This window comes from Streptomyces olivochromogenes (genome assembly GCF_021538895.1).
Taxonomy (GTDB): Bacteria; Actinomycetota; Actinomycetes; order Streptomycetales; family Streptomycetaceae; genus Streptomyces; species Streptomyces olivochromogenes_A.
Map to the genome: position 1 here is coordinate 1 of NZ_JADDRL010000233.1, position 5095 is coordinate 5095.

Genomic DNA, 5095 nt, shown 5'->3' on the forward strand with positions numbered 1-5095 from the left:
CGACCGCCGACAACAGCCATACGGCGCCGTCCGGTTACCGCGTCGCACAGGATCCGGCCGGTTTCTCGCTCGCCGTGCCCGAGGGCTTCACCCGCAAGGCGCAGGGCGAGCGGATCTTCTACATGTCGCCGGGGAACGTGTTCCGCCTCGGCATCAAGGTGTCCGACCCCGAACCGGGCGGCCCCTCGGGCGTGATGCGCCGGGCGGCCGCCAAGGGGCCCGGCTCGAACCCCGGTTACCACGATGGACGGGTCACCGAGACCAAGCACGCAGGACACTTGGCCGCGCTCTGGGAGTTCACCTGGAACGGCTTCAGCGCGGCGGAGGGCCCCCGGCACACGTTCGACCTGTGCTGGGAGGAGGCCGGGCAGCTGTACGACGTGTGGGTCTCGGCGCCGGTGGGCAAGGTGCGCGAGGCGCGGGAGTACTTCGACGTCGCCGTGGACACCTTCTCGGTCACGGCTGTGTGACCGGTTCGTCTTCCCTGTGGCTGCGGACGCTCATGGCGCGATAGTGATGGAGCCATGAGCAGTGACGGGGGAGTCGGCCACGGCGCCGACGACACGACGAGTTTTGTACTGCGACCGCCCGACGCGAAGCCGGCCGCGCATCCGGGCTCTCACCAGGGCCCTCACCCGGGCTCTCGTCCGGGCTCTCCTCCGGGCCCGATTCCGGACGCGCGGCAGGACCCGCATCCGTACGCGGTGCCCACCCAGGCGGCTCCGACCCCCGCCCAGGACCCCGGCGCCGGACGGCTGATCGCCGGACGCTACCGGCTGCTCGCCAAGCTCGGCCACGGCGGCATGGGCACGGTGTGGCGGGCCAAGGACGAGACGATGGACCGCGAGGTCGCCGTCAAGGAACCGCGGGTCCCGGACCACCTGCCCGAGCGGGAACGCGCCAACGCCTTCGAGCGGATGCGCCGCGAGGCCCGCGCGGCGGCCCGGCTCGACCACCCGGCGGTGGTGAACGTCCACGACGTGGCGGTGGTCGACGGCCGGCCGTGGATCGTGATGGAGCTGGTCGACGGCCGCTCGCTCGGCGACGCCCTCCAGGAGGGCACCCTCGACGCACGAGCGGCGGCCGGGATCGGCCTGAAGGTCCTGGGCGCCCTGGAGGCCGCGCACGGCGCGGGTGTCCTGCACCGCGACGTCAAGCCGGACAACGTGCTGCTCGGGCGGCACGACCGGGTCGTCCTCACCGACTTCGGCATCGCGCAGATCGAGGGCGAGACGAACCTGACGGACACCGGCGGCTTCGTCGGCTCCCCCGAATACATCGCGCCGGAGCGGGTGCTGGGCCAACGACCGGGCCCGGCGAGCGACCTGTGGTCCCTGGGCGTGGTCCTGTACGCGGCCACCGAGGGCGTGTCCCCGTTCCGGCGCAGCAACACCCCCGCGACCCTCCAGTCGGTGCTCAACGCCGCTCCCGCCCCGCCGGCCTCGGCCCGTGGCCCGCTCGCCGAGGTCATCACCGGCCTCCTGCACAAGGACCCGGCCCACCGCCCGGACGCGGCCCGGGTCCGCGCCCTCCTGGAGGCGGCCGCGAGCCCTCCGGCCCCGGAGCCCACGCGGCTCGTCCCGCGCCCGGAGGGCGGCCGGGGCCGCCGTGGCCTCCGCCTCGGGCGCCTGGCCTGGCTCGGCGTGGGCGCGACGGTCGTCGCGGCGGCGGTGGCGGCGTACCTGGTGCTCGCCGACCCGTTCGCGGGACCGCTGCCCGACGGCTGGACGCACCGCACGAACCCGAAGCTGGGCGTGACCCTGACGGTGCCCAAGGCCTACACGGAGGGCAGGCCGGCCAAGGACGACACCGACAGGAACTGGGTCGCCTACACCGACCCGAGCGGCGTCGTCCAGATCCGCCTCAACCTGTCGCGGAAGTCCGACGACTCCCTCCACGAGATCAAGAACTCCGCGGCGGCCCAGATGTACGCCGACAACGAGAAGTTCAAGAGCGACGGCGAGTACGCCCTCGCCATGCCCGCGGGCCCCCGGGCCACGCCGGACGACAACGCCACGTACCACGGCAGACCGGCGGCCCGGAACACCGTCGTCTACCGCACCAGCGACACGCAGAACCCGCTCCCGCGCGAAGTCCAGATCTTCTACGTCAGGTCATCGTCGGGCGACATGTACAAGCTCACCGTCGGCTACCCGGGCAAGGGCGACTTCACGGCCCGGGGCCGTGAGGTGGCGCGGACGGCGATCGCGAACCTGGACGTCACCAAGCCCTGAGCCTCACCAAGCCCTGAGCCTCACCGAGCCCTGAGCCTCACGGTGCCGCGCCGGTGCGGTACTTGCCCGGAGTGACCCCGAACTCCCGGCTGAACGCGTGCGAGAGCGCGTACGGGGTGGCGTAGCCGGTCTCGCGGGCCACCGTGGCCAGGGGCGCGTCCGAGGTGCGCAGCCGGGTGGCCGCGAGCGTCAGGCGCCACCACGTCAGATAGGCCATCGGGGGGCGGCCCACCAGGGTCGTGAAGCGGCGGGCGAGGGTGGCGCGGGAGACGCCCGCCTCCGTGGCCAGACGGGCGTTGGTCCAGGGCGCCGCGGGGGCGGCGTGCAGGGCGCGCAGGGCCGCCGTCGTCACCGGGTCGGCCAGCACCGCCGGCCAGGCACCCGCCTCCGCCTCGGTCATCCAGGCCCGGACCAGGTAGATCAGGAGCAGGTCCAGCAGGCTCGGCAGGGCGAGGGCGGCGCCCGGGCGGCTGCCGGTCAGTTCCCGGGCCAACAGGTCCACCGCGGAGCGGAGTTCGGGGTGCGCGCCGAACCGGTGGGGCAGATGCACCACCTCCGGCAGCTCCGCCATCAGGGGATGCGTACGGCTGCGGTCCAGGCGGTACTTGCCGCACAGCAGCTCCACCGCGGGGCCGGACCCCGCGGCCCGTACGTCCGCCTCCCGCACCTCCTCGAACGGCACGGCACGCCCCAGCTCCGCCGCGCCGACCGGCCCGTCGGCCAGCACATGCCCGGCCCCGTGCGGCAGCAGCACCACATCGCCCGCGCCCAGCGCCACCGGCTCGCCGCCGCCGTCCGGGAGCAGCCGGCAGCCGCCGCCCAGTACGACGTGGAAGCCCGCGCCCTCGTAGGGGGCCAGGCGCACGCACCACTTCCCGGACACGCGCAGCCGGTTGGAGGAGGGCCGTCCCGCGCGGACGGCGGAAATCGCGTCGCTCACCACATCCATGAGACGCAAGCGTATCCACATGAGCCATTCGGGCATTGGGAAGCTCACCCCGGCGCTCCTAGGGTCCTGTTCATGGCTGATGACGCAGTGCAGAGCTTTCTGATCGGGGACGTCGAGGTCCTCCGGATCGTCGAGTACCAAGGCCCGTTCGCGCCCACCCGGGACCTCGTCCCCGGCGTCGGGCCCCATCTGTGGGCCGAGCACGAGGAGCGGCTCGCCCCCGACCACTGGGACCGCGTGAGCGATCTGACCGTGTCCGCCCTGCAGACCTGGGTGCTGCGCAGCGGCGGGCGCACCGTGCTCGTCGACACGGGCGTGGGGCGGGGACGGGAACGGCCCGGGAACCCGTTGTTCCACCGGCGGGAGGGGAACCTGCCGGGGCGGCTGGAGCGGGCGGGGGTGCGGCCGGACGACGTCGACGTCGTCGTCAACACCCACCTGCACGCCGACCACGTCGGCTGGAACACCCACGACCAGGACGGCGAGTGGGTGCCCACCTTCCGCAACGCCCGGTACCTCCTCCCGGCCGCCGACGACGCCCACTTCGGACCGGAGAACGGCTACGGAGGCGGTCGAGAGGTGGACGACCGGCTCGTGTACGAGGACAGCGTCGCGCCCGTGCACCGGGCCGGGCTCACCGTGCGGTGGGAGGGGGAGCACCGGATCGACGAGCACCTCACCCTGGAACCCGCGCCCGGACACACGCCGGGGTCGTCGGTGCTCCGGCTGAACTCCCGCGGTGAACAGGCCGTCTTCGTCGGCGACCTGCTGCACAGCCCGGTGCAGGTCCTGCGCCCGGAGCGCAGCAGCTGCTTCTGCCTCGACCCGGACCAGGCGGCGAGGAGCCGCCGCCGAGTGCTCGAACGGGCCGCCGAGGAGAACGAGTTGGTGGTCCCGGCGCACTTCGCCGACGTCGGCGCGGTCGAAGTACGGCGCCAGGGCGGCGGTTTCACCTTCCATCGGCGGGCCGCCTGACCCGCCCGCTTCGACAAGGACGTGGTACGCGCGGTACTCATGGGACATGAGCGATGACGGTGAACGTACGCCCGAGGGACGTCTGCTCGGCGGGCGCTACCGGCTGACCGAGCGCATCGGCTCCGGCGTGACGGGCACCGTGTGGCGGGCGCGCGACGAGGCGCAGGGGCGGGACGTCGCCGTCAAGGAACTGCGCCCGGCCGGTGACCCGGAGGGCGAGGACCACCAGCGCGCCGCCCACCGGCTCTTCCGCGAGGCCCGCGCCGCCGCCCGCGTCGACCATCCCGCCGCCGTCCGTGTCCACGAGGTCGTCGTCGAGGGCCGCGCGGACGGACTTCCCTGGATCGTCATGGAGTTGATCCACGGGGAGTCCCTCCACACGGTCCTCGAACGCGGCCCGCTCCCGCCCGCCGAGGCCGCGCGCATCGGGTACGCCGTCCTCGGCGCCCTGCGCGCCGCGCACGCCGTCGGCATCGTGCACCGTGACCTCAAGCCCGCCAACGTCCTGATCGAGTCCGGCACCGAGCGCGTCGTCCTCACGGACTTCGGCATCGGCCACGCCGAGGACGACTCCCCGGACGCCCGCGGCTTCGTCGCGCCCGAGCGGATGTCGGAGCGCGGTGCCGGACCGGCCTCCGATCTGTGGTCCCTGGGCGCGCTGCTGCGGGCCGCCGTGGACCCCGCGGGGGAGCGGTCCGCCCCCCTCGGGGCACTGCTCTCCCGCCTCCTCGCGGAGGAGCCTGAGGCGCGACCGGGGGCGGCGGAGGTCGCGGCCGCGCTGGAGGAACTGGCCGGGGGCCGGGCGGTGACGCGCGCACTCGATCACGGTGCCGTGCGGGGAGCCGGGCCCGGGTCGGACCCCGCATCCGTGTCCGGCGCGGAGCCGGGGCGCGCCCCCGAGCCCGCGTCCGCAGCCGGTCCCACTTCGGTGTCCGGC

4 protein-coding genes and 1 pseudogene are annotated in these 5095 nt (G+C 74.2%); 4 read left to right on the plus strand and 1 reads right to left on the minus strand.

Features of this window, described 5'->3' with window-relative positions:
- Both IPZ69_RS46290 and IPZ69_RS46295 read left to right on the plus strand, forming a co-directional pair.
- Positions 1-470, plus strand: a pseudogene (locus IPZ69_RS46290) (serine/threonine protein kinase); the annotation flags it as partial.
- Positions 471-524: 54 nt separating this feature from the next.
- Positions 525-2234, plus strand: coding sequence for a serine/threonine-protein kinase (locus IPZ69_RS46295; RefSeq protein WP_235460938.1), 1710 nt, complete (start codon positions 525-527; stop codon positions 2232-2234).
- 37 nt (positions 2235-2271) lie between these two features.
- Here IPZ69_RS46295 and IPZ69_RS46300 read toward each other — a convergent pair whose 3' ends face one another.
- Positions 2272-3183: an AraC family transcriptional regulator gene (locus tag IPZ69_RS46300; protein WP_235460939.1), complete on the minus strand. Its 912-nt coding sequence runs from the start codon at positions 3181-3183 to the stop codon at positions 2272-2274.
- A 72-nt stretch (positions 3184-3255) separates the two neighbouring features.
- Between IPZ69_RS46300 and IPZ69_RS46305 the strand changes: the two genes are divergently transcribed.
- Positions 3256-4158, plus strand: coding sequence for an MBL fold metallo-hydrolase (locus tag IPZ69_RS46305; protein ID WP_235460940.1), 903 nt, complete (start codon positions 3256-3258; stop codon positions 4156-4158).
- 46 nt (positions 4159-4204) lie between these two features.
- A partial coding sequence (locus IPZ69_RS46310; RefSeq protein ID WP_235460941.1) for a serine/threonine-protein kinase occupies positions 4205-5095 on the plus strand: 891 nt, incomplete at its 3' end.